General features: G+C 40.6%; 22 protein-coding genes and 3 tRNA genes. 15 read left to right on the forward strand and 10 right to left on the reverse strand.

Annotation, left to right across the window (positions count from 1 at the left end):
* Positions 1-63: 63 nt before the first annotated feature.
* Positions 64-1302, forward strand: a complete 1239-nt coding sequence (locus tag ACC612_RS11025) for an SLC13 family permease (RefSeq protein ID WP_371854585.1) — start codon at positions 64-66, stop codon at positions 1300-1302.
* 34 nt (positions 1303-1336) lie between these two features.
* On the opposite strand, the gene ACC612_RS11030 is transcribed toward ACC612_RS11025, so the two are convergent.
* Positions 1337-1678, reverse strand: coding sequence for a hypothetical protein (locus ACC612_RS11030; RefSeq protein WP_371854586.1), 342 nt, complete (start codon positions 1676-1678; stop codon positions 1337-1339).
* 203 nt (positions 1679-1881) lie between these two features.
* Here ACC612_RS11030 and ACC612_RS11035 point away from each other — a divergent pair, with 203 nt between their 5' ends.
* The 8 genes from ACC612_RS11035 to mnhG all read left to right on the forward strand — a co-directional run bounded on the left by ACC612_RS11035 (position 1882) and on the right by mnhG (position 8412).
* Entirely contained in the window at positions 1882-2427 is a 546-nt protein-coding gene (locus tag ACC612_RS11035) for an Hsp20/alpha crystallin family protein (RefSeq protein ID WP_371854587.1), read from the forward strand.
* Positions 2428-2580: 153 nt separating this feature from the next.
* Positions 2581-4947, forward strand: a complete 2367-nt coding sequence (gene mbhE / locus ACC612_RS11040; RefSeq protein WP_371854588.1) for a hydrogen gas-evolving membrane-bound hydrogenase subunit E — start codon at positions 2581-2583, stop codon at positions 4945-4947.
* Complete coding sequence (locus tag ACC612_RS11045) at positions 4944-5360, forward strand: monovalent cation/H+ antiporter subunit B (RefSeq protein WP_371854589.1); 417 nt, start codon at positions 4944-4946, stop codon at positions 5358-5360. Before mbhE ends, ACC612_RS11045 begins: the two co-directional genes overlap by 4 nt.
* Positions 5357-5773, forward strand: a complete 417-nt coding sequence (locus ACC612_RS11050; protein ID WP_371854590.1) for an NADH-quinone oxidoreductase subunit K — start codon at positions 5357-5359, stop codon at positions 5771-5773. The genes ACC612_RS11045 and ACC612_RS11050 overlap by 4 nt, the downstream gene beginning before the upstream one ends.
* Positions 5770-7308 (forward strand): proton-conducting transporter membrane subunit, encoded by a 1539-nt coding sequence (locus ACC612_RS11055; protein ID WP_371854591.1) that lies wholly within the window; start codon positions 5770-5772, stop codon positions 7306-7308. The genes ACC612_RS11050 and ACC612_RS11055 overlap by 4 nt, the downstream gene beginning before the upstream one ends.
* Positions 7305-7799, forward strand: a complete 495-nt coding sequence (locus ACC612_RS11060; RefSeq protein ID WP_371854592.1) for a Na+/H+ antiporter subunit E — start codon at positions 7305-7307, stop codon at positions 7797-7799. Before ACC612_RS11055 ends, ACC612_RS11060 begins: the two co-directional genes overlap by 4 nt.
* Positions 7796-8059 (forward strand): cation:proton antiporter, encoded by a 264-nt coding sequence (locus ACC612_RS11065; protein WP_371854593.1) that lies wholly within the window; start codon positions 7796-7798, stop codon positions 8057-8059. Before ACC612_RS11060 ends, ACC612_RS11065 begins: the two co-directional genes overlap by 4 nt.
* A 2-nt stretch (positions 8060-8061) precedes the next feature.
* A complete protein-coding gene (gene mnhG, locus ACC612_RS11070; protein ID WP_371854594.1) occupies positions 8062-8412 on the forward strand; it encodes a monovalent cation/H(+) antiporter subunit G in 351 nt (116 codons plus the stop codon).
* Between the two features lie 75 nt (positions 8413-8487).
* Here the strand turns inward: mnhG and ACC612_RS11075 are convergent, their stop codons facing one another.
* On the reverse strand, positions 8488-9090 hold the full coding sequence (locus tag ACC612_RS11075) for an acetate uptake transporter (protein ID WP_371854595.1): 603 nt from the start codon (positions 9088-9090) through the stop codon (positions 8488-8490).
* 417 nt (positions 9091-9507) lie between these two features.
* On the opposite strand from ACC612_RS11075, the gene ACC612_RS11080 reads away from it, so the two are divergent.
* The gene (locus tag ACC612_RS11080) at positions 9508-10119 is read left to right on the forward strand and encodes a hypothetical protein (RefSeq protein WP_371854596.1); all 612 of its coding nucleotides are present in this window, start codon (positions 9508-9510) and stop codon (positions 10117-10119) included.
* Between the two features lie 191 nt (positions 10120-10310).
* Here ACC612_RS11080 and ACC612_RS11085 read toward each other — a convergent pair.
* The 4 genes from ACC612_RS11085 to ACC612_RS11100 form a co-directional block, all read right to left on the reverse strand.
* A tRNA-Gly gene (locus ACC612_RS11085) sits at positions 10311-10382 on the reverse strand.
* Positions 10383-10391: 9 nt separating this feature from the next.
* A tRNA-Phe gene (locus ACC612_RS11090) sits at positions 10392-10468 on the reverse strand.
* A gap of 72 nt (positions 10469-10540) precedes the next feature.
* A tRNA-Val gene (locus ACC612_RS11095) sits at positions 10541-10614 on the reverse strand.
* Positions 10615-10931: 317 nt separating this feature from the next.
* Positions 10932-11372 carry a hypothetical protein gene (locus tag ACC612_RS11100; protein ID WP_371854597.1) on the reverse strand — a complete coding sequence of 147 codons (441 nt, stop codon included), beginning with the start codon at positions 11370-11372 and terminating at the stop codon, positions 10932-10934.
* 152 nt (positions 11373-11524) lie between these two features.
* Here ACC612_RS11100 and lonB point away from each other — a divergent pair, with 152 nt between their 5' ends.
* The 4 genes from lonB to ACC612_RS11120 all read left to right on the forward strand — a co-directional run bounded on the left by lonB (position 11525) and on the right by ACC612_RS11120 (position 19643).
* On the forward strand, positions 11525-13423 hold the full coding sequence (gene lonB, locus ACC612_RS11105) for an ATP-dependent protease LonB (protein WP_371854598.1): 1899 nt from the start codon (positions 11525-11527) through the stop codon (positions 13421-13423).
* A gap of 25 nt (positions 13424-13448) precedes the next feature.
* Positions 13449-14780: a TldD/PmbA family protein gene (locus ACC612_RS11110; protein WP_371854599.1), complete on the forward strand. Its 1332-nt coding sequence runs from the start codon at positions 13449-13451 to the stop codon at positions 14778-14780.
* Positions 14781-16091 (forward strand): TldD/PmbA family protein, encoded by a 1311-nt coding sequence (locus tag ACC612_RS11115; protein WP_371854600.1) that lies wholly within the window; start codon positions 14781-14783, stop codon positions 16089-16091.
* 216 nt (positions 16092-16307) lie between these two features.
* Positions 16308-19643 carry a PAS domain S-box protein gene (locus tag ACC612_RS11120; RefSeq protein WP_371854601.1) on the forward strand — a complete coding sequence of 1112 codons (3336 nt, stop codon included), beginning with the start codon at positions 16308-16310 and terminating at the stop codon, positions 19641-19643.
* Here the strand turns inward: ACC612_RS11120 and ACC612_RS11125 are convergent.
* Positions 19618-20826, reverse strand: coding sequence for an MFS transporter (locus tag ACC612_RS11125; RefSeq protein ID WP_371854602.1), 1209 nt, complete (start codon positions 20824-20826; stop codon positions 19618-19620). The genes ACC612_RS11120 and ACC612_RS11125 overlap by 26 nt on opposite strands.
* A gap of 75 nt (positions 20827-20901) precedes the next feature.
* Here ACC612_RS11125 and ACC612_RS11130 point away from each other — a divergent pair, with 75 nt between their 5' ends.
* On the forward strand, positions 20902-21936 hold the full coding sequence (locus ACC612_RS11130) for a radical SAM protein (protein ID WP_371854604.1): 1035 nt from the start codon (positions 20902-20904) through the stop codon (positions 21934-21936).
* A gap of 1 nt (position 21937) precedes the next feature.
* Here the strand turns inward: ACC612_RS11130 and ACC612_RS11135 are convergent, their stop codons facing one another.
* From ACC612_RS11135 to ACC612_RS11145, 3 genes are all read right to left on the reverse strand, one after another.
* Positions 21938-22297, reverse strand: a complete 360-nt coding sequence (locus tag ACC612_RS11135) for a hypothetical protein (protein WP_371854605.1) — start codon at positions 22295-22297, stop codon at positions 21938-21940.
* A gap of 73 nt (positions 22298-22370) precedes the next feature.
* Positions 22371-24056, reverse strand: coding sequence for an ATP-dependent DNA ligase (locus ACC612_RS11140; protein ID WP_371854606.1), 1686 nt, complete (start codon positions 24054-24056; stop codon positions 22371-22373).
* 13 nt (positions 24057-24069) lie between these two features.
* On the reverse strand, positions 24070-25065 hold the full coding sequence (locus ACC612_RS11145; RefSeq protein WP_371854607.1) for a homoserine dehydrogenase: 996 nt from the start codon (positions 25063-25065) through the stop codon (positions 24070-24072).
* Positions 25066-25075: the final 10 nt, after the last annotated feature.

The following is a 25075-nucleotide window of genomic DNA, read 5'->3' on the forward strand; positions in this document are numbered from 1 at the left end:
TTTGAAAATTTTACACAGTAGTTACCAATAATTATATTTATTGCCACATATTATATTTGATTGATGATAATACCAGTGGTTATCCTTTGTCTTGTTTTTTTCCTGACAATTACCAGACAGATAGGGAATGTTCGGCTTGACCTGTGGCAGATAATGGGTTTGGGTGCTCTTGCTGTGCTGCTGAGTGGTCAGATTCCTCTTCAGGAAGCTATGGAATCTATTAATGTTGATGTCATGTTGTTCCTTTTTGGTGTATTCGCAATTGGGCAGGCACTGGAAGCAAGTGGTTATCTTTCTCAGGTCTCATATAATTTCTTTAAAAGTGCCAAGAACATGGATGCTATTATACTCTTCGTACTCTTTGGAATGGGTTTAGCATCAGCTTTTCTTATGAACGATACTCTGGCAATTATAGGTACTCCCGTAGTGCTTTTGCTTGCAAGACAACATCAAATCAATCCGAAGGTACTTTTGCTTGCATTGGCTTTTGCAGTGACTACTGGCAGCGTTGCAAGTCCTATCGGTAATCCTCAGAATCTCTTAATAGCATTAAATAGTGGTATCAAAGACCCTTTTGTAGTCTTTGCCCGATATCTACTGTTACCAACTATAATCAATCTTATAGTGGTATATTTTGTGCTCAAGTTCTTTTTCAAAGAACATTTTTCTACAAATGTTTTGAACCATTCACAACCTCAGATATGTGATGCAAAACTCGCGGATTTGTCCAGATTATCGCTTATTTTGCTTATCTCGTTAGTATGTGTGAAGATCCTCATCCAGTTATTTTCCATCTCATTTGATTTCAGGCTAACCTACATTGCTCTTATAGCTGCTGTTCCGGTACTTGTCTTTAGCAAAAAGAGATTTGAGATCATTAAAAAAATGGATTGGCATACTTTGTTTTTCTTTGCTTCGATGTTCATACTCATGGAAAGTGTATGGGACTCAGGTTTTTTTCAGGGAATCCTGGTAAATACAAAACAAAATGTTGTTTCTATTCCTATGATCTTAAGTGTAAGTGTGGTATTAAGTCAGTTCATTTCGAATGTACCGCTTGTAGCCCTTTACTTACCTATCCTCTCTCATGCTTCAGTAGATACAGGAGGATTATTGGCACTTGCTGCTGGTAGCACGATTGCAGGAAATCTTTCTGTTCTGGGAGCAGCAAGTAATGTTATCATTATTCATAATGCAGAGAAAAAAGGTAATGTGACACTCAGTTTTATAGAATTTGCTAAAATCGGAGTGCCTCTTACAATAATCCAAACTGGAGTTTATTGGTTTTTCTTATCCCTTTAGGATTAGTCAGGAACAATCTTCTTATTTGCTGCAATCAACATTTAGGGTTCAATATGTAAGTCCTGAACACAGCCTTGGCTTTTTCCGGTCCTAACTTTTCGGTGACCAGATCGATAAATACCTGCATGTAATGGGGAGGCACACAGCTAAGACTTTCGCTTCCGTTTTCAATTAGTGATAGCAAATACTGCAGGTCTTCTAAAGTAAGTTTCTCTAATCTGTCTTTGAAATCACTCTCATTCACTGCAAAATGGTTTGCAAGAGGCGGTAGGATAGATTTATAGCTAGAACCGGAACCAGCACAGTCCAAGTCATTACACTCCGGGGCTAGATGTTTTAAGATTTCTATATCTTTTTGAGAAAGCTGTCGTGGCACTTCTATTCTCCTCTTCTCGTTTGTTTTTCTCTTATCTATTATGGTCCGATGTTATTTACCTACTCCTCTAGGCAATGTGGTTAATAATTATTTTCCAAGTGTTCTTTCTGTAACGATGTCTGTAGTTAATGTAAATAAAAAAATTCAAACCGCACACTCTTATATACTTAAGTGCTCAAGGACGTTCTAAGTTGGTGGAAGATATGAAGGACAAAAGGAATAAAAAGGGTAAAATCAAAAATAAAGGTTCTTTTAATGAAGTTTTTGGCCCAGATTATTTCAATCATATAGATTCTCTAATAATTAGGATGAAACAAAATCTGGGGACAGGTTTTAACAGATTCCCAGCACCTTTTATTTATGGCTTTTCTGTTATCGGGAATTCAGAAGAGGAATCTGAAATAAGGGAATTCGGTAGTCTGTATCTGGTATCTGGGGATGAATCAGGTGGGGAACAAAAATGCTTAATCCAAAAACACAAACCTTTGATAGATATAGTAGAAAAAGAAAATGAAATTTACGTTACTGCGGAGCTTCCCGGTATATCGAAAGGTCAGATTATTCTCAAAGCTACGGATAGTATCCTTGATTTAAAGGCTTCTCACGGCGAGCGCAAATATTCGGAGCAGATTGTACTTCCTTCAAAAGTTGACCCCCATAGTGCACGGGCCACTTGCCGCAATGGCATACTGGAGGTCATTTTAAAGGTATTTGATGCTGAAAAAACAGTACTTGTGTGCATAGAATAGGATGCTTTTTAAATCGCATTTTCTTCTCTATTGATTTTGTTATGATCTTTTTTTAGGTAAATCTTTCATATTTTATCATATCACTTTTGACTATATATAGTCTCCAATCTTCATTAAAAACAATTATATATGCGTGTGGTTATGGGGGTAGGCATGGACCCTTTCACATCGATAACATCGGCGGTATTTCTGCCATTTGTGTTGGCAGCTGTGGTGCCAGCATTAGAGAAGTTATTAAAACATAGAATTGGCTGGTTTGCTTCACTAATTGCTTTCATAAGCTTTCTTTTGATCGCCAGTATTATTCCTGTGGTAATGCATAATGATCCTTTTCAAGCTTCTGTGGAATGGCTTCCTTCAATGGGCGTGGACTTTAGCATATATGCAGACGGCCTAAGTGTTTTGTTCGGTATCATTATAACAGGTATAGGCATAATTATTATGTCCTATTCCACTGCTTACATGGGGCATAAAGAAGATTTGCCTCGATATTATCAATGGCTTCTTCTCTTCATGGGTTCAATGCTTGGAATGGTGTTCTCTGCCAATACTATAATGCTCTTTATATTCTGGGAACTTACCAGTATCACCTCTTTCATGCTCATCGGTTATTGGAGGCACAAACCAGAATCAGTCTATGGTGCTACTAAGTCTTTGCTTGTGACAGCAACTGGCGGACTTTTCATGCTTGCAGGTTTTATCGTGTTGCGTGCTATTACAGGCACATTTGATCTGCCTACAATCCTGCAAAATGAGGCACTTATACAGGCATTACAAAGCCACAAACTGTTCCTTGCAGCTCTTGTACTAATCTTCATAGGAGCAGCATCAAAATCTGCTCAGGGTCCTTTCTACATATGGCTTCCTAATGCGATGGAAGCTCCAACTCCAGTAAGCGCATTCCTGCACTCAGCTACGATGGTGAAAGCTGGTATATATCTCGTTGCCAGAGTCCATCCAATATTCTCAGGTACTGAAGCCTGGTTTGTGTTGGTTAGTGGTACAGGTATCATTACAATGCTGGTTGCAGGGTTCCTTGCATTCAGGCAGACTGATATAAAAGCCATACTTGCATATTCCACTATCAGCCAGTTGGCATACATAATGACCATGTTTGGCTACACCACATATCAGGAACCCGGAATGGGTGTTGCTGCTGCAACTTTCCACTTGCTCAACCATGCAACTTTTAAAGCATGTTTGTTCCTTGTAGCAGGTATTGTTGCACATGAAGCTGCAACTCGTGATATTACCCGGCTTGGTGGCTTAAGGCACGAAATGCCTATCACGTTCATTATCGCAACCATTGGTGCTCTTTCTATGGCAGGAGTGCCGCCTCTTAACGGATTCTTAAGCAAGGAAATGTTCTATGAGTCTTCCATAGAAATGGGACATGCCCTTGGAAGCCCTTTCACATTCATTATGCCTGCACTGGCAGTCGCTGGAGGAGTCTTCACTTTTGCATATTCAATAAAGTTCATAGCAGCTATTTTCTTGGGTAAGCGTCCTGAAAAAGGATTGCCACCTCATATCCACGATCCATCTTTTGTTATGATCGCTCCAGCAGCTTTCCTTGCCGGACTCATTATACTTTTCGGACTTGTACCATCTCTAGCTGTACAAACCTTCGTGGAACCTGCAGTTTCTTCCATTATGATGGAGACTCAGAATTTACATGTCCAGTTATGGCATGGGTTTACCACTTCTCTGGTAATGACCTTAGTTACGTTCCTGCTAGGAGCCTTGGTATACACAAAGTATGATTCTATAGCAGAATGGCAGAACAGCTTTAATCGTAAGTACCCACTGATCAGTGTAAATTATGTGTATGATGGTCTTGTAAACAACGCAAAAGGCACTCTAAAAGGCTTTTCGTCTTTCATGCAGCCAGGCCCTGTAAAGAATTATATGCTTGCCTTTTTGGGATTAATGGTCTTGTTGTTTGCAATACCTTTCTTCAAACTTGCAGGAAACTCCATGCCTGTCCTGAACTTTGATGTAGAACCTTACGAAGCACTTGTATTCATATTCATGATTATAGCTGCTGTAGGTGCAGCAGTATTACCTAAATATTTGCAGGCAATACTCTCTCTCTCCGCTCTTGGTTATCTCGTAAGTTTGTTCTTTATATATCTCTCAGCTCCAGACCTTGCACTTACACAGGTACTTGTAGAAACTCTTTCTACGATCATTTTCTTGCTTGCCATTGTCAAGATACCACAAACGTTCAAGGAGCATATTTCTCCATCTGTGTTTATTAGAGATGCTCTGATATCGGTTGTTGTAGCATCTGTTGTATTGATACTGTTGTTATATGCAAACCAGGGCATCGTACCTCCATTTGAGTCTTTGTCTTACTATTTCATAGAAAAGAGCTGGCCTCTGGCAGGTGGTCATAATATTGTTAACGTGATTATAGTAGACTTCAGAGGATATGATACATTGGGCGAAATATCTGTTATGTGCCTTGCAGCATTGGGTGTTTATAATATTATACGCAGCAGGGGTGAGAGTCAGTGACTACTGTAATTACAAAAATGATCACTAGAGTATGTTTACCTTTAGCGATATTATTCTCTATTTCACTTTTACTTGCAGGACATAACACTCCAGGAGGAGGTTTCATCGGAGGCGTTATGTTCGTTGCCGTGGTGGCTCTTACATATGTGGTGTATGGCATTAAAGAGATCAAAAAATCATTCAATCCGGATTGGGGTAAATGGTTTGGTTTTGGATTAACCATATCTGCACTAACAGCTTTTGCAGCCCTACCATTTGGTCATAACTTTTTCAGGAGTGCAGTAGAGTTTATTAATATACCGTTTGTAGGTGAGATTGGATTAGTTTCTGCCGGGTTATTTGATATAGGTGTGTATTTTGTGGTAATAGGTTCCTTGCTTACTATATTCCAGATGGTTGGTGAAGATAAATGAATAACGCATTGCTGTCCTTCATAATAGCCGTGCTTTTCGGGATAGGGACTTTCCTGATCCTGCGCAGAGACATTGTGAGGGTAATAATTGGTTTAAGTATAATGTCTCATGCTGTGAACTTGCTGATAGTATCTGTAGGAGTATTTAGCGGAAAGCAGATACCAATTCAAACAACAGATGAAGTCATTCCAACAAGCACTATATTCATTGACTCTCTGAAAACTGGTGTGCTTGCTCCAATATTGAATGGGACTGCACCAACTCAATATGTGGATCCACTTGTTCAGGCTTTGGTCCTGACAGCTATAGTAATTAGTCTTGCGACAACTGCTGTAATCATTATACTTGCATATCGTCTCCATGAAGAATACGGTACTACTGATATACAGAAAATAAAGAGGTTGTGGGGATGAGCTCGATAGTTGTTCATTTCCCTATTTTGCTGATAGCTACTCCTATATTAGCTGCAGCTTTTTCAATGATGCTGCGTTCAAAACCCACGATTCAGGCAGGACTCAGTTTACTGGTTTCTTTTTCACTTGTGGTCATGAGTGCCATTCTACTTCTGATAGTATGGAATTCAGGGATACAGGTTTATGAAGTAGGAGAATGGGGTAAGTACGGAATTGTACTTGTGGCAGACCTGCTCAGTGCAGGTATGGTTATGCTAAGTTCAAGTCTATCTTTCCTTTCGCTCATATATTCTCTGGATTATATTGAGAAACGCTCCTTATCCACTTATCATCCTCTGTTCAATCTCTTAGTAGCAGGATTGCATGGTTCTTTCCTCACAGGTGATATATTCAATTTATTCGTGTTCTTCGAAGTACTCCTGTTGTCATCCTGCGGACTTGTAATGGCCTTGGAAGCAGATGGAGTAACAAAGAGTTCGGATAAGTTAGAAGCAACTTTCAAATACCTTATTTTGAACATGCTAGGTTCTATAGTGATGTTAATAGCTGTTTCTTCATTATATGCGACCACAGGAACACTGAACATGGCTGATATCTCAGTAAAGCTCAGTGCAATGCAAGCTGCAGGGACCCTTCCGTGGTATATATTTCCCATTGGTCTGATGTTCATAGTCGTTTTCGGAAACAAAGCAGCTATATTCCCCCTACACTACTGGTTGCCGGATGTACATCCAACAGCGCCGTCCCCCATAAGCGCCATGCTAAGTGGTGTGCTCATAAAGGTAGGTGTCTATGGCATGCTGAGGGTATTCTTCTTTATATTCAGAGATGTACAGGGAATGTTCCAGTCTATCATAATTGTACTTGCCTTGTTTACAATAGGAGTTGGTGCTGCATCTGCAGTTGCCCAGACAGATGTTAAAAGATTACTTGCATATTCCAGTGTGAGCCAGATAGGTTATGTGTTTTTAGGCATTGGTTTTGGAAGCGTTGGTGCCGTTGCAGCTTCTCTTGTATACCTGGTCAATCATGCGCTTGCTAAGACTTTGTTGTTCCTTACTTCAGGAGGCATCATCCATCATGCAGGAACACGTGATATGCATAAAATGGGTGGAATGGTAAACAGTTCCCCTTTCATGGCAGCGGCTTTCCTAATAGGTGGAATGTCCATAGCAGGACTGCCCCCAATGGGAGGTTTCATTTCCAAATTCGTTCTCTTTGATGCCGGTATCGTTGGAGGACACTATACAGAAATAGCAATAGCTCTTCTGTTCGCTATATTTTCACTGTTTTATATGTTCAGAGCTTGGTTGCTTATGTTCTGGGGTGAAAAGAGAGATGTAAATGTACATGGGGAATATTCAAAACATGCTGCATCGCCTATGATGTACGTGCCAATTGTTATTCTGGCATTGATGGTGGTCTTTATTGGTGTGTATTCGGAACCTTTACTATCCCTGGCTCAGGCAACTGCGGCACAGATACTTGATCCGCAACCTTACATAGATGCAGTTCTCACGAGGGTGGTAAGATGAAAAAATTTATTCCTCTGGCAGCTCTGTTTGGAATAGTATGGTGCTTCGTGCATGGTACTTTCAGCATTAATAGCCTTGTGTTTGGCTTACTGGTAGGTTTGGTCTGCATAAGGCCATTCAAGTTCCTTTACAAGCCAGAATCAAATTTCAAATTATTCTCTCCTCCAACCCGCATAATTTCAATTATACGGTATTTCATGGTACTTATAAAGGAGATTATCAAAGCTAATATAGTGGTAGCTAAGATTGTATTAAAACCGAAAATCGATATAAAACCCGGTATTATTGCCGTACCTATCAGATGTAAGACAGATATGGGTATTACTGCAATAGCAAACACAATAACGCTTACTCCTGGTACTATTACTGTAGATATATCTGATGATAAATCACTTCTATATGTGCATTGCATAGATGCATCGGATCCCAAAGCAGTAGCTGCATCTGTTCGCAACGATCTTGAAAAATATGTACTGGAGGCTTTTGAATGATCAGTTTACTGGATTTTTCACTAATACTTATGGTTCTCGCATTCATACCCTGTATCTATCGTATAATTAAGGGCCCCACTATCGCTGATAGAGTTATATCTCTGGATGCTCTGACAACTGTAATTATAGTGATGCTTGGGGCATATTCATACGATCATAACTCTGCATTCTTCATGGATGTGGCTCTTGTTCTGGCAGTGATTTCCTTTGTGGGTACTGTAACTGTAGCCAAATATCTGGATGAAGGGGTGGTTCTGTGAGCATGATCAATACATTCTTGAATGTTCTGAGTGATATAGTGCTGCTAATAGGTTTGTTTTTCGTGTTCCTTGGCATGCTAGGTCTTCTGCGCTTGCCGGATGCCTACAATCGTTTGCATGCGACGGCCAAGATCGGTACCCTCGGAGCCTTTGGTGTAATGCTAAGCATAGTTCTGAGGACCGGATTCTCGCCTCTGGGAGTCAAGGCTATAGCTGTTGGTCTGTTTTTACTTCTCACAGCTCCCATAGCGGCTCATATGATAACAAGAGCAGCACACAGGCATGGAGTAGGGCTTTGTAAAGAATCTGTGGTAGATGAATATGGAAAGGCATGTAAGCTGTCAAAAAAATAAGACTTCATACTTTCATTTTTTTATTTTTAACTCGATGAGAATTTAAAAGAGCATGGAATAAGAAAAAATCCCCTTTTAGAGGGGAACCATTTTCTTTCCATACATTTCATTCAATACCTGGCCAAGTGCGGCGTATATGGCTGAAAAGCCTGTGAATATTCCTTCGAATCCAGCTATCTTAAGTATTGTAGGGTTGTTCAGATAGTTTCCTATGGCTAGCAGGAAGAACAATGTTGCAAGTGCCAGGAATATGACCTGCAGGGATCTTGTTGCTTTGAGTGTGCCTACGAACATGAAGAGAGTAAAGATTCCCCACATGAAGAGATAGGCTGCAAAAGCTGTTTTGACCGGAGCGAGCCCAGCAAAATTATCTCCTAGTTTTGGAAGTAGAATGAGTCCTACAAGGGTGAGCCAGAAAAGTCCATATGAAGTAAAAGCTGTAGTTCCAAATGTATTACCTTTTTTCCATTCCATTATTCCGGCAATGATCTGAGCTAGTCCACCATAGAAAAAGCCCATTGCAAGGATCATTGCATCCATAGGGTAATAACCTGCATTGTGCAAATTCAACAGTACTGTGGTCATTCCAAATCCCATCAAACCCAGGGGAGCAGGGTTTGAGGTTAGGTCCATTATTTTGACATGGTTTATGTCTGTATTAGTTGTGCTTTGACTCATTTTTACACTCCTTCCAGCTAACCTTCATATTTACCAGAAACTGGCGATCACCATTTTGTTTGCATATCTGGCAATTATTGGGTTGTTTTCGTGGCGCAGTGATAAATATCATTATTAATACTTATAGTTAAGCGGAATATGTATATTATTTATGATATATTTTGTGTGTTTCTCCAATATTGTCATTTATGTCTGAAAAGTTGTAGGTATCTTTGGTAACAAGAGTTGTTGATATCTTATTTTTACAATTCGCGAGTAAAAGAAATGTGAGGCTTAGACTGAAAAGTTATAACCATTACTTTTTCAGGATCATCTCTTGCATAAGTGTATCAACTACTTCTATATTTAAAGCTCGTAATCTTCAGCAGTTTCGAAAAGTTAATATGATCAAAATTAATATTTTAACTGGATTATATTATGAAGAAAATAGGATTGTATTTGTTTGTCGTTGTGTCAATTTTGGTCAGTGGTTGTATCTCTCTTTCAGTTGATTCAAAAGTGAACAGTAAAGGTGAACTGCTTAAATACAATATGGTAATAGACACGAATTCGTACGTTTATAATTTATTGGACTCAAATTCATATAAAGAATCTGGGAATTCATTGAGGGATGATATTACCTCCAGGGGTTTGAGATACAATGAGGCATGGGATGGGGATAATGTTAAAATAACCATTAATGGCAGTTCCTCGGACACGGTCAAAATAGAAAAAGTGGATGGTTATCTTGTGTACCAAGATAATATCACCTCTCTATCACCAAGTTATCAAATGGAAGATGGCTTTTTTGGCCTGAGTGATGCTGTAGATTCTGCAGTAACTGTTCACTATTATCTAGAAATGCCAAATGATATTATTGATTCCAATGCTAACGCTGTCAGTGGAAATAAAGCCGAATGGCACATGCTTAAGGCATCTCAGATGAGGGAAGTCTATGCAAAGTGCGAAACCCCTCTGTTGCCCGGAATTAGAACATTCGGCACTTTGTGCGTGCTTTTTCTTTCATTTTTCATATTGAGGAAAGAGTAATTCATTACTCTCTTCTTTCATATTCTAGTGAATAACTATCATGAACAAGTCATAACTTGCGTAGGATGAGTAAACTATCTATTGGGTTAAAACGCTTAAAACTTAAATTAATCATAAAATCTAAAGCATTTATTGATTTCAAAAGAAATAAATAAACACGCCTTTGTACAAAGGCATATACATATTTGAAATACATCAGCCGGGATTCGAACCCGGGTTCTAGCGTTGGCAACGCCAGGTGATAACCGCTACACTACTGATGTGCATTATTTTGGTGCCCAGACCCGGATTTGAACCGGGGACAACTGCCTCTTCAGGGCAGCGCTCTCCCAGACTGAGCTACCTGGGCCTTTTGGAGGGCCAACATAGCACCTTAATGCTGTTTTCCAATTTAAACTTAACTGTTTGATTGTTTTGCTGATGGGCCCGCTGAGAGTCGAACTCAGGACCTCCGCCATGTCAAGGCGACGTCATAACCAACTAGACCACGAGCCCTTATCGGCACCACTCCTACATTGACATAGTACATAAATCTTTTGTTCTGTCTATTCAAAAAAGGCTATCTTGTTGATGGAGGGTACTTACTCTATTTATACTCAGCAGTTTTATAGCATTGACAGAGTGAAAATTCAGGCAGTTTCAACAAAATACATTTCCATATGCCTGTATTTTTGCAATCATTATCCTCATTACATTGTAGTTAACTGGGCGATAACTGCGGCATCCTTTATGTCTCCCACAGTTTAGAATTTTTGATTTTCCCAGGCAGGAATCAGTAATCGAGTATTCTTATTATGTAATTTTAAATGTGGTTAATAGAATATGTTAGATGTTGATTCTGCATTCACTATCTGCTTGGTTGCACCACTTGGATAAACCAATATCAACAGGTCAACTCTTGAACCCAGTTTTCTGGAATCGTGTAAATAATATCCATCGCTGAAGTTGGACACATTACTGACGCTGAGTATTGCATAGTTTTTACCGATCTCAGAAATTGTGACCTCTCCAAAATCGCTGAACATATTTCTTATATCGCCTTCAAGGTTGTGGCTTCCCATTAGTAGCGTATAAGCCTCTGCAAATGCATCTAATTTGAAATAGATAGTTATAGTAGCATTTGTGCCACTGAATTTCATTGTCATCTGTTTGTAGTGTATATATTCAGTATCTTCAGTTGCTGCTGTTACAGGCAATGAAATAGTGATTATTACCAGCAGGAAAGCAATAAGTATATGAATAATGGATCGCATTTTCTAAACGCTTTCTGCATATCACCCTTAATATTCATATAGTTTTGCAATATAAAATGATACATTTGTTTTATATAGCATCTATTTATGCAGAAAAAATGAAAACAAGGAATAGTCAGGTTGACAACAGAAATCATAACTGTGAGCAAACCATGGATACAGAGATGACTACTATTGATCAGAGCGAACTTTATGATATCGATTTCAATACTACGGATTCGATAGATGTTCCAAAGTTATTGATAGATCAGATCATCGGGCAGGAGCGTGCTGTGGAAGTGGTCAGAAAGGCTGCAAGCCAGCGTAGGCATGTGATGATGATTGGTACTCCCGGTACTGGTAAATCATTGCTAGCTAAGGCTATGGCAGAACTTCTACCCAAGGAAGAACTACAGGATATCCTTGCTTACCCAAATCCCGAAGATCAGAATAACCCCAAGATTAGGACAGTGTCAGCTGGGAAGGGCAGGGAAATTGTTATGGCCCATAAAATGGAGGCCCAGAAGAAAGCCCAGTCCCGCAATTTGCTGATGATGTTACTCGTCTTTGGTATAGTCATATATTCTTTCTACGTTGACCAACTGTTATGGGGAATCATAGCTGCTATTATGATACTCCTGCTTACACGCCAGTTGCTGCCAAAAGAAGAAATGATGGTACCAAAACTCATTGTAAATAATTATAATAAAGAGCACGCTCCCTACATCGATGCAACAGGTACGCATGCCGGTGCACTTCTTGGTGATGTACGCCACGACCCATTCCAGTCAGGAGGACTTGAAACACCTGCACACGACAGGGTAGAGAGTGGAGATATACACAAATCACACAAGGGTGTTTTGTTCATAGACGAGATCAATACCCTTAGCCTTGAATCTCAGCAAAGCATGCTGACAGCGCTACAGGAGAAAGAATACGCTATCACCGGGCAATCAGAACGCAGTTCCGGTGCTCTGGTAAAAACAGAGCCCGTACCATGTGATTTCATCATGGTAGCTGCAGGTAACCTCGATGCAGTAGAGAAAATGCATCCAGCCCTCAGGTCAAGGATAAAAGGTTATGGGTATGAGATATTCATGCGTGACTCCATGGAAGATAACCTTGAGAACCGCAGGAACCTTGTACGCTTCGTCGCTCAGGAAGTAATGCGCGATGGTCACATTCCACCCTTTGATAGGTCAGCTGTCAATGAAGTCATCAGGGAGGCCAGGCGCAGAGCAGGAAGGAAAGGACACTTGACCCTGAAACTAAGGGATCTAGGCGGCCTTGTGAGGGTAGCCGGAGATATTGCTCATGCTGAAAATGCTCCCGTGACTACTGATAAACATGTACTTGCAGCAAAGAAAATAGCCCGTTCCATTGAACAGCAGTTGGCCGATAGTTATCTCGAAAGACGTAAAGATTACCAGCTGTTCCAGAAAGGTGGTTCAGCCGTGGGCAGGGTCAATGGTCTTGCTGTTATGGGAGGAGATTCTGGTATCGTATTGCCTATCATGGCCGAAGTGACTCCTGCTCAATCCAGTTCAGAAGGACGTGTCATAGCCACTGGTATGCTCAAGGACATAGCAAAGGAAGCTGTCCAGAACGTATCTGCTGTGATAAAGAACATCACCGGAAAGGATACCGCAAACCATGATATCCACATACAGTTCATAGGGACCTATGAAGGTGTGGAAGGAGACAGTGCGTCCATATCCATAGCTACTGCTGTGATCTCCGCCTTGGAGAACATACCTGTGGACCAGTCTGTGGCAATGACGGGTTCTCTCTCAGTCAGGGGAGATGTATTACCCATCGGTGGTGCCACCTACAAAATAGAGGCTGCAGCCTTAGCAGGCATCAAGAAAGTAATAATCCCCAAATCCAATGAGGATGACGTGCTTATAGAAGAAGCCTATAAGGGTAAGATCGAGATAGTGCCAGTAACGAACATTATAGAAGTTATGGAGCACAGCCTTGTGGGAGTCGATAAAAAGAGAATAGTGGAGAAGCTTACGAAACTGACAAACCTTAAGCTCAATCTCGATATTCCTGAAGTGGTTCCCACATGAGGATATTGGTTTTAATATGACCCACATGAAAAATGTTGACTTTTACGACGTAAGAGTGGTGGATGCCACTACTACGTCTATAATTATTGACAATGGAAATGTTGAAGAGATTTCTGTGAACTATACACGGGGTGGGGGTATCCGCGCTCTGTGCGGTGGTTCTTGGGGCTTTACTTCAGCTGATGGTTATTTCGATGAAAGAAAAGCACTAAATGCTGCTTCTGAACTTGCTATCAGCATGAATTCCCGGAATCCTAAGGAAAAAGTGGAGCTTAAACCAGTAGGGACACCAAAACTGAATAACATTCCCCGTATAAAGATAGACCCCAGGGATATAGCAATTGAAGAAAAGGTTGAACTGCTCAAGGAAATGAGCAAACGGGCCAGGCTTGAAGGGATCAGCAGCACAAGTGCTGTTTATTCTGAATCAGAAGTAAAAGTATGTTATACTAACATTGATGGACTGGATTGTGAGTATGAACTTATTAGGTCAGGCTTTGCCGTTAGTGCAGTAGCTTCAGAGAACGGTGTTTACCAGGCGGGAAGAGAAAGCAAGTTTGGTGTCAAGGGATATGAGATATTCGATGAGAACAATGCTCTTGATCTTGCAACAACTGCTGCAAACTCGGCTCTCGAACTAATACGTGCCAAGCCAGCTAAAGGCGGTAATATTCCGGTGATACTTGACCAGGAGTTGGCAGGTGTGTTCGTACATGAAGCTGTAGGTCATGCTTCAGAAGCCGATCTGGTGCTTGAAGGCAGTTCTATCCTTGAGAATATGGTGGGAAAACAAATAGCTTCGCCACTTATTACTATAATGGATGACCCCACTCTCCACGAATATGGTTACTTCCCATTTGATGATGAAGGGGCACAGGCCCAGAGGACCACAATAATAAAAGATGGTGTATTAAATTCATTCCTGCATTCCAGAGAGACGTCTGCAAAGCTTGGAGGAGAACCCGGGCACAGCAGATGCCAGGGTTATTCCATGCCTATCGTACGCATGAGTAATACCTATATTGATAATGGCAAGTCTACCTTTGAAGAAATGCTCGAGGAAATAGGCGACGGTATGTATCTTATTGGTTCAAGAGGGGGACAAGTCAATACAGGTGAAGGCATATTCCAGTTCAATGCCGAAAAAGCATATCTCATTGAGAAAGGAGAGATAACTACACTCATGAGAGATGTGTCTCTTTCTGGAAAAACACTTGAGATCCTCAACAATGTCACACATGTGGGCAATGATCTCAAAATGACCTCTGGCAGATGTGGAAAAGGTGGGCAACTGGTACCTGTAAGCGATGGTTCACCACATCTTTGTATTTCAAAGGCTGTTGTCGGAGGTGCCTGAATGTATGATCTTGCAAGGAGAGCCCTTAATGCTGCCTTAAGGGCCGGTGCTGATGAAGCTGAAGTTTATCTGGTAAAAAGTGAAGTGACCAGTATAGATATCCGCAAAGGTGTTATCGAAGGCTCCAAAGAGAACATCAATCAGGGCATGGGAATTCGTGCAGTTGTTAATGGTGCTGTTGGATTTGCAAGCACTAATATAGATACACGAATGGAAGATACCGCCAGGACTGCAGTCTCTTCGGCCAGGATACGAGGTACCGATCCGGAATGGAAATCCTTCCCCACCGATGGTAAATATCCTGAAATAAAGGGTACATTTGATCCCCAGATCAAAGATATGGAACTTGATGAATGCATAGAGCTTTCTTCAAATATGCTGGAGGGTGCATCATCATTACCTGAAGTACTTGTGACTGCAGGATCATTTTCCCGTGTAGCAAGCAGACGTTTAATACTCAATAGTAACGGTATTGAGGTAGAGGATAGGGGAACTGCAATAAGTGGGTTCGTAGACGTTATTACTGGTCAGGATGAACCAACTACTGCTTATGATTATGATATGTCCAGAAAAATGGACATTGATTTTTTTAATTTAGGAAAATCCGCAGCTGAACTTGCATCGAAGTCCAGGCAAGGCATTTCGATTGAACCTCATCGTACCGAAGTGATTCTGCATCCTTTTGCAGTTGCTGACCTTCTTACCGGAATTTTATCCTCTGCCATCGATGCGGATAATGTCCAAAAAGGAAGATCCAGCCTTATTGGCCGTAAAGGAGAAATGATCGCCACCGAGAAGCTCTCTATTATCGATGATGGATTGCTTGAAGCAGGTCTTGAGACAGCAATGGCAGATGACGAAGGTTTTCCCTCACAGACAACTCCTGTTATAGAGAAAGGTATTTTCAAGTCTTACCTTTACGACAATTATACAGCAGGTAAAGAAGGTACACGTAGTACAGGGAATGCTTCCAGACACTCCTATTCTGCACCTCCTTCTGTGGGTATTCGTAATTTTATCATTAAATATGATCAGAGCGACTTAATAGAGGAAACAGATAAAGGCATCTACATTAACACTGTAATAGGTGCGCATACTGCTAACTATATTTCCGGGGACTTTTCTGTAGAAGCAAGAAATGCTTTTATCATTGAGAAAGGAGAGCTCGTTAAACCAATTAAGTCACTTATGTTATCAGGAAATGTTTTTGATATTCTTAAGAGCATTAATGGTGCAGGCAAAGATGTAAGGCAAGTGGGTGGAACAGTCACACCTTCACTTAGAATAGCCGATATGAGTGTAGTCGGCTAATCTTTATTTTTAAGTTTCATTTTTAATCCATTTAGTAATATTGCATTAGAGTGCTCTATTCAAGGCTAAATAATATATCTAATAAACTGGATATTATATATGTTCTATTATGGAATTATATGAAGCTTTGAGAGTGGTATTTTAGTTATTTGCGTTTCAAAATGCTTTCCGCCAAAGCTAGAAAACTATTCAATTTAAACGCATGGATCTGATCAGATGGATTTTCGTATACTTGCAGATAATTCTAACGATATAGTGGTTGCATTTAATGAAAATATGGAGTGTTTGTATGCAAATGCTTCTATGGAACAAGCCACTGGGTTAAGTGCACGGCAGTTGATTGGCAAAAAGTTGCAAGAGGCAGAAATTCCGGAAGATGCAGTTAACTACTTGGAATATAAGATACAGCAAACATTTCTTACAGGTAAAGGTACAGAATATGAAATCCAGCTGCAACTCTCCAGTAAAAGTGGTTATCATAGCTGGCAGTGGCAATTAATTCCAGAAAAAGGTTCCAAAGGAAATACATTAACTGTTTTTTTAGTTGGAAGAGACATTACAGAGAAGAAACAATTAATAGATGCTCATTTTTTTGCAAGAAACAGATTCTATTCCCTTTTTGAGAACATTGTGGATATCTTTTTTGAAACCGATAAAAAGGGTACAATAACGTATATTAGCCCGCATGTAGAAAAATATGGATTTCAGGCAGAAGACATTATTTCCACTAATATCCTGGACATTGTTATTCCAGAAGATAGGGAGCATGTAACAAGAGCGTATCTTAAACTCAAAAGGTATGGACGAATATTTCCTGTGATCCTGAGGATCAAAGAGAAAAATGGAAAGGTTTGTTGGTTCGAGTCTAGGTGTTCAAGGCAAAAAGATGCAAATGGAACTTTTCTGGGTATTACGGGTATTCTAAAAGATATCACGGATCAAAAAATCACTGAAGAACGATTGTTGAAGATCAATCAGTGTTTATTGGCATTCACTACTGATCCTCTTGAGGCTATCGATCGTTTAATTGCAACATCTGCACAGCTTCTTGGAGCAGATCATGCTCGCTATTATTGGATCGGTGGACACATATCTCACAGCCAGGAAAAAGCCATTACAGTTTCTCAAAAATCTTACAATATCATTTCAAAAAAAATAAGTATTGGGGACGAACATATTAGTACCATCTTTCTTTATTTCCCCCATGAATATGTCTTCTTGCAGGAAGATGAATGGGTTCTGAATACCATAACTGCAGCAATAGCTTTGGAAGAAAAACGAAGAAAATCTTTAGAAGCGTTAAGGGAATCAGAGAACAAATATAAAATAATCTTTGAAAACTCTCCAATAGGCATTTTCTATATGGATCCCAGTGGCAAGATCCTTAATTGTAACGATGAATTGGTAAGAATAATTGGCAGCTCAAAAGAATTCATTCAGGGTTTGAATATCCTATCCGTACTTTCAAAAAATCCCTCTATTAAAGAAGGATTAAATAATATTTTAGGTGGAAAGCCATTTAAATATAGAGGAGAGTATATATCTCTTTTTTCAGGAAAAACAACTCCTATTGAAGCTTCATTAAGTACGCATGTTGCTGAAGACGGCAGTATTTTGGGTGGTATCTGCACAGTCCAAGATATCAGCGAACATCAGGAAAAAGAACAAGTGATACAGATACTTGAAGCTGTGAGTCTGGCAGCAAGTAAATTCCTGCAGATGGGTTCATCTTCAGAAAACTTCAATGAGGTTTTGGCTCAACTCGGAAAGGCCACGGATGTTAGCAGACTATACATTTTCCAGAATGAGATAGAAGAAGACGGAACGCTGTTGATGTCCCAAAAATACGAATGGGTAGCCCATGGAATCTCTCCTCAGATAGATAATCCACTTTTACAGAGGCTACCATATAGATATGCAGCTCCACGCTGGGAGAAAATAATGAAAAGACGGTACCACATTGCAGGTCTTATCAAAGATTTTCCAGATGAAGAGCGTGAATCACTGGGGGAACAAGGAATACTTTCGCTTGCAACTGTGCCTATATATGTTGGAAAAGAGTGGTGGGGATTCATTGGATTTGATGACTGTAAGCATGAAAGAGAGTGGTCTATGGTTGAAATGGATGCTCTTTGGGCAGCAGCCGATACCATAGGAGCTGCGATCCACAGACAACAGATCGAAGCGGAGGTGAAGAAAAGTCAGGAAAGGCAGAAGAAGATACTTGAAGCTGTCCAGGCTGGTGTCATGCTAATCGATGCAAAATCTCATACTATAGTCGATGTAAACCCCGTAGCAATGCAATTTTTAGGAAGGAAAAAAGAGGAAATGGTAGGGAAGGTTTGTCATGAATTCATATGCCCCGCAGAAAAAGGAAAATGTCCTATTACAGATCAGAAGCAGGTAATAGACTCTTTAGAACGTGTGCTTCTTACTGCAAAGGGCGAAAGATTACCCATTCTCAAGAAAGCAGCGTATATTGAACTTGATGATAGGCAGCTTATAGTGGAAAGTTTCCTTGACCTTTCTCATATTAAAGAAGCTGAAAGGGCACTTATGGAAAGCGAAGAGAAATTCAAGACTCTTTTTATGAGTGCTAACGATGCTATTTATATATATGATGATATGGGAGGCAAGATAAAAGAAGTCAATGATATCGCTTCCGATATGCTGGGGTATAGCAGAAATGAATTGCTGGGCATGTCTCCGCGGGATTTCAACGCACCGGAATATGCTGTAATGCTGCCGGATAGGCTGAAAGAACTTAAGAATAGGGGACATGCAATCTACGAAACCATCTATGTGGATAGTTCAGGTAAGAGAATTCCGGTGGAAGTCAGCAGCAGGGTAATTGAATATAATGGGCAAAAAGCAATTCTGACGGTTGCAAGGGATATAACGGAAAGAAAAATGGCAGAGGAAGTCCAGAAGAAGGAACTGCTTCTAAAAGAGATACACCATAGGGTTAAAAATAACCTTCAGGTGATTTCCAGCCTGCTGAACCTGCAAGCAAGGAACTTTCAAGAAAAAGATATCAAAAAAGCTTTCGCTGAAAGCCAAAACCGAATACGTGCAATGGCTATAGCTCATGAGAAACTGTACAAGTCAAAAGACTTGGAAAATATAGACACTGTAGACTATGTAAAAAATTTGGTAAATTATCTACTACAATCTAATTCTATAGGCACAGGAAAAGTTAGCCTTGAGCTCGATACCGATGAGATTTACCTGGATATAGATAAAATCATACCCATTGGCCTTATAATAAACGAAGTTATTACAAATTCTCTGAAATATGCTTTTAACCCAGGTGAACAAGGTATTATCAGAGTTTCTTTTAAAGTTTCAGATACTTCGCTTATACTTACTATCAGCGATAACGGTAAAGGCATACCTGAAACTATCGATATCTTCAACACAGATTCTCTAGGTACGCAACTGGTCACTACTTTGGTAGAGCAACTGGGAGGAAAATTAGAGCTTGATAGAAGTTCAGGTACTAGGTTCATTATGACTTTTAAGAACTTCAAAAGCCTTTGTCATTCCAATTAGGTTCAGAAACCTTATTCATTACTATTATCAGTGAAAAAGCCATCATGGCAGCACATACATAGAAAGGCATCGTAAAAGACACATATCCTCCAAGTAATCCCCCTATAAGAGGCCCAAAAGCCGTGCCTGCTGCCTGTGCACTGGTAATGAAGCTGACTCTCGAACTTATGGACGTCCCTCCTGCGATGTCTACTGCAAGAGCCATGACAGGTGTTTCCACGGCGGCCATACAAAGTCCCTGTACTGCACGCAATACTATAAGTTCCTCCACTCTGGTGACATATCCTAATCCAAGAACTACTGGTATATTGAGGAGTAAACCATATACTATCAGCTTTTTACGTCCATATCGGTCCGAAAGCACTCCCATGGGGGTTTGCAGTATTACTCTTGATATGACGTAGGCCGATACTGCAACGCTAAGTGACAGTTCTGAAGCTTGCAGACGAAATTCATATTCCGGAAGGAAGGCAAATATGATCATAATACCTACCATTATTATGAACATAGCTAGGGCCAGTGCATAGAACTGCGCTGTATCGGCATCATTCCTATTCAGTACTGTTTGTTTTTCATGCTGCTCATGCGTCTCGCCTACAAAAAATTGCACCAATAGCAAGCTTATCAGACCCAGCAGAGCACATAGGTAAAAACCAGCAGTATATCCGTAGTAAGTGGCTACAATTCCGCCAACCATTGCACCTATGCCATACCCAAATCCCCTCATACTTGAGTATATACCAATGGCTCTGCCTCTTGTACTTGATGTTGAGAAGTGTGTCACCATTGCCACGATAGCCGGTACTGTGGCACCCACAGTTATGCTCTGTATCGCCCTTAACAATACAACATATTCGAACACATGAGCACGGGAATAAAGCAGTGAAGCTGCCATAAATCCCGCAAGGCCAATGATTACAAAAGGCTTCCTTTTATCTAGCCTGTCAGACAACCTGCCTAAAAAGGGTTGGGAAAATGCATTAAAAATGCCATATACTGTGGTTACAATTCCCGCTTTTACCACATCAGGAATTTCAGGAGCAAAGATGCTATGTGTTTGCACGATGTAGAGTGGTATGAGAAAAGCAAGTATTCCTGTACCCAGGTCCTTGAAGAATTTGGAAATAGAAAGGATGTAAAGCTTAGGGTCGAGTTTCTCATTGTCAGAATCATTTTCCACCATCTAATGCCCTCTGCATATAAAACTCAGATCATATAGGACCACAAGTTATTCAATTCTTCCTGCACAAGTATATTTATGAATGAACCTGTTTTCCTGCGCAGGTATCAGCAAGTTGAGAAGAATGAACTGCTTCCAAGGTATAGGATAACCAGTTTAGTACCTGTATCATTCGAAAAAAACTCTTCTATGGAGGAACTATGGGATATTCATCAGATGAAGATGCAGGATTACCGGCAGCTTCTGGTATCGATAGATACTAATGGATATACTCCTCATCTTAGTGATCATAAATCTTCTCTTCTTGACCTGAAGGTTGCAATTATACAAAAGATGCTTGAAAATTGCTGTTTCTGCGAACGCAGATGCGGTGTTAACAGGAAAGAGAACCATAAGGGTTACTGTCGTGTCGGAGCTGTTTCAGGATATGCATCAGAATTCCTGCACACCGGCGAAGAGCCTGAACTTGTGCCTTCTCACACAATTTTCTTCGCAGGATGTGTATTTTCATGTATCTATTGCCAGAATTGGGATATAGCTACTCATCCGGAAACGGGTAAGATCGCTGATCCGCTGGAACTTGCTAAATTGATAGAAAAGCGCCATATGCAAGGATCAAAGAACGTGAACTTTGTCACTCCTACTCCACATCCGCATACAGTGCTCAGAATTATCAGAAATTTGTCAGTAAACATCCCTGTTATCTGGAACTCTAACATGTATCATTCCAGGGAAGTAGCAGATTTGCTGGAAGGTGTTGTAGATGTTTATCTCGCTGACCTGAGATATGGTAACGACGAATGCGCTGATAAATATTCAAAAGTTAAAAATTACATGCAGGTGGTCACTGAAAACCTGCTTAGAGCATATTCAGATGCAGAAATACTCCTGCGCCATCTGGTCTTACCCGGACATATTGATTGCTGTACAAGGCCTGCAGTGAAGTGGGTAGCAGAACGTATTCCTCATGTTCGGTTTAATTTGATGTTCCAGTATAGTCCACATTATCTTGCTTACAAATACCCAGAGATGAACAGACATCTTACTAAGCAGGAAATTGAAACGGCTGCGGAGATAGTACTCTCCGCTGGCCTCGAAGATGTGCTATTGTGACTTATTCCACTACTATTATACCGCCTTTTGTATAGGGATGTGTTGCAAGATAGCAATTGTATGTTCTGTTCTCATAGAACGTGTAGGTAAAGGTCATACCTTTGGTCAGAGTAGGGGACTGGAATGCACTGCTTTTGACAATATATGCCACAGAATCATTATTAGTCCACCGCACAGTATCCCCTCTGGAAATGGTAAGTGTTTGTGGATGGAAGTTATAATCGTCAATATAGATTTCCACGTATTCTATATCTTCAGCAGATGTATTGTTGCTAGTAACAGTCCCGTTCTCTTTATCCGCACATCCTGAAAATGCAAGAACAGCTATCAGCAAAATAGCTACGAATAATTTATTTCTCATATGTTTTGGGTTATGGTCTGATAGGTATAATAGTTTTTGAAACAAAAAGAAGCTATTGACTTTTTGCAGTTCCTCATTTACGCTGTGTCCTGTACATATCCTCAAGACGTTCCAGCGTATCAACTTCTTCTATTGACTTATCATCCCTTACACGCACAAGTCTTGGAAAGCGCAATGCATATCCGGATTCATAGTTTGTGCTCTTTTGTATCTCTTCAAAAGCCACTTCAAAGAGAACATGAGGTCTGATCTCCACAACAGTACCGGATTCTGAAATAATATGTTCCTTGAAAAGTTCTGTTAATTCTGATAATTGTTCATCAGATATCCCGGTAGCCACCTTGCCCACAGGCAGGAATCTGCCAGTGTCAGGATCATGGCAGGCCAATGCATAAGAACCAAGAAAACTTGTTCTTCTGCCATAGCCCCATTCAGCTCCTACTACCACGAGGTCCAGTGTTTCCATAACTGGCTTTTTCTTAAGCCAGTTCTTTCCCCTTTTTCCGGGTGAATATGGAGAATCAGGGTTTTTTAGCATAATTCCCTCATGCCCTGCTTGAAGTGCCTGCTCATACATACTGTTTATCTCTGAGATTTCCGATGTTATCAGCTGGTTATCCACACGCACAAGATCACTGTTCTCTACTGATGATACAAGGAATTCTCGTCTCTTTTGAAGTGGAAGCTCTATTAGGCTTTCACCTTCAAGATACATTATATCAAAGAGATTAAGAGTTAAAGGTATGTGACGTACTTTGTTTTCCACGTCATATTTTCTTCTGAAGCGTTTGAGGATCTCCTGGAATGGTTTAGGTCTGCCATCTTCATCAATAGCAACTGCTTCACCGTCAAGTATCGCAGAATTGGCCTTTACAGCTTTCTTCACTGCAGATACGATATCAGGGAGTGAGTCTGTTATATTCTCAAGACGGCGGGAATAGAGGGTGATTTCATCACCATTTTTATGTATCTGCACTCTTGCCCCATCGAATTTCCATTCTGCTGCAACGATGCCCAGGTCTTTGATAGCTGTTTCTATATCAGGTGTTACCTGAGCAAGCATCAGTTTTATCGGTCTGCCTACCTTCAAGCCAAGATTTAAAAGGGCGTCATTGCCACCTTCCTTAGCAGTGACAGCCACAAGTCCCATGTCATTGGTGAGCATATAACTCCTCTCAACCGACTCCACAGGTACATCAAAAGCTTTTGCAATAGCATCCCTTACAATACCTTCACCCACGCCTATTCTCATATCTTCAATGGCAAGTCTGGCTATATACCCAACTTCGTCAGGAGATGCCGAATTAAAGAGGTATTGTAAATGCTTTATCCTGGAGGTCTGGGATCCTTTGCCAGTTGCACTAGCTATATTTCTGAACCTTTCGAATACCTCCATTATGCTAAGTTCCACAGGTGTGTCCAGGAAAGATGAGAAGGTAGCCTGCCCTTTAGATATTTTGCTCAGGGCTTTCACTGCGGTTTTACCTATATCGCCGGTTTCCCTTACTATATCTTCTATCTTTTTAACTGAAAGACCTGAAGATTTGGAAAGGGCATTGAGAAGAAGCCCTGTTCCCAAACCGACCTCTTCATCGCTCCAGGCAGGGAATACCTCCCCCATGACAAAATGAGTGACAATCGGCAACTCTTCGCTTGTCACAAGGGAAAATAGTTCAGAGACAAGAGCTGTCATATCCAAAGATCCGGATGTCTCTTCTATGACTTTACATACCCTGCAGAACTCCTTGAAGCTTGTCATTCGATCAGCTTTTTTAATTCATGTAAATGGAAATAATGTCACTGAGAATGGCACTTGCAGTCTCTACTGACCCGGCGCCCCTGCCAACAACTGTTACAGGTCCCGCAAGGTCCGTTTGCAGTGAGGCTACATTCAGAGTTCCTCCAACTGCAAGTGGATGTCCTTTAGGAACCAGCCTCGGAGCTACCTGGATTCTCTGCCGGTTAACTTCTCCAATAAGTTTTACTACATATCCATTTGTCTCAGCAAGCATTAAAGCTTCAGGAGTGATGCGGGAAATGCCGGTGACATGTACATCTTCATATGCCACATTCATTCCGAATATAGCATTTGCAAGAATCACAAGTTTGCATGCTGAATCTATGCCTTCTACATCATATGTAGGGTCTTTTTCTGCTATGCCTAATTCCTGTGCTTCTGCAAGCATAAGTTCATAGGTTGCATGCTCTTCCATCATGCGGGTAAGAATATAGTTACAAGTACCATTGAAAATGCCTTCTATACTTATAACTTCGTTACCAGCAAGAGTATCCCTCACAAGGTTAAGTAAAGGCATTGCACCTCCGGCAGTTGCCTCAAACCTAAAAGCACATCCGCATTTAGAAGCTAGTGCTGAGAGCTCATTATATTTTAATGCAAGCGGACCTTTATTGGATGTTACAACATGTCTTTTTTTATTGAAGGCCATTATCATGTTCTGCAGACCCACACCGCCTGTATTAATGTTAGTAGGTGTTGTTTCTATGACAAGATCATGGTCTACATCACGAATAATGTCATGACCCGTGGTATTTGCATCGCCTACAATTCCTTCAGATACTTTACGCTCAAGGACATGGGCAAGGTCCAGGCCATTCATGTTGACTACAGAAGTTTTTGAGTCAGCAACTGCAACAACCTTAATATCAAGGCCCATTGACCTTAATTCTTCATTTTTACGAAGCAATACTTTTGCAACTCCCTGCCCAACAGAACCAAAACCAATGATTGATGCCTTTATTGTTTTCATGTTTAAAACC

It is taken from the genome of Methanomethylovorans sp., assembly GCF_041447285.1.
Classification (GTDB): Archaea; Halobacteriota; Methanosarcinia; order Methanosarcinales; family Methanosarcinaceae; genus Methanomethylovorans.